The organism is Pseudomonas sp. SIMBA_068 (assembly GCF_046534705.1).
Lineage (GTDB): Bacteria > Pseudomonadota > Gammaproteobacteria > Pseudomonadales > Pseudomonadaceae > Aquipseudomonas > Aquipseudomonas putida.
The window spans coordinates 1-232 of the sequence record NZ_JAWRYI010001786.1 but is presented as its reverse complement, the minus strand read 5'-3'; the positions used below and the strand labels follow the sequence as shown (position 1 = coordinate 232).

The window sequence follows — 232 nt, the reverse complement described above, 5'->3', positions numbered from 1 at the left end:
AAGTAGAGCAGGTGCATAATGGCGTGTTCAATACCACCAATGTAGATATCCACCGGCAGCCAGTAGTTAGCCGCTTCGGAATCCAGCATACCTTCTTTGTACTCTGGGCAAGTGTAGCGCGCATAGTACCAGGAGGACTCCATAAAGGTGTCGAAAGTGTCGGTTTCACGCAGCGCTGGCATACCGTTAACGGTAGTTTTTGCCCACTCCGGATCTGCTTTAATCGGGCTGT

1 protein-coding gene is annotated in these 232 nt (G+C 50.9%); it reads right to left on the bottom strand.

Annotated elements, in window-relative coordinates:
* Nucleotides 1-232: hypothetical protein (locus tag SB756_RS35910; RefSeq protein WP_410914015.1), on the bottom strand; the 232-nt coding region annotated here is incomplete at both ends.